Below are 500 nucleotides of genomic sequence, written 5' to 3' on the forward strand. Positions count from 1 at the left end.
TCGATAGTTGAGCAATTGAATTCTCTCGATTTTGTTATTTTGTCGCTCGGATCGACGCAAAAATTTGTTTTGATCCCATGATCAGCAGTAGTAGTATGAGATCTCGACAAAGGAGGTGCATATGTCATTTTTGAAGAAGACACTTGCGAGCTTTGGGATCGGCAGCGCTAAGGTAGATTCGATTCTAAATCAGGATGTGCTTTATCCCGGTCAAAGTGTGGATGTTTCTATTCACGTTTATGGTGGCGCGACAGAACAAGCGATCGATAATATCGATATGAAGCTTTGTTGCCGCTACATCGCAGAGGCTCCGGACGACCGTGGTGCGCGAGAAGGGCACAGCATGCGTCGAGTACCGCAAACGCATGTCTTGGCGAAATGGAATCTCCCGTACGCCTTTACGATTCATCCTGGTGAAGAGCGCACCTTCGACGTCAAACTCGACGTGCCTTGGAACACGCCAGTGACCATCGGCGATGCAAAAGTCTGGCTAGAAACTG

General features: G+C 48.2%; 1 protein-coding gene. It reads left to right on the forward strand.

The genetic code is table 11. The annotated features are described in order from the left end of the window. Window positions 1-121: 121 nt before the first annotated feature. The coding region (locus R7Q11_RS29810; protein ID WP_318094502.1) for a sporulation protein at window positions 122-500 on the forward strand (379 nt) is incomplete at its 3' end.

The organism is Vibrio sp. 970 (assembly GCF_033339075.1).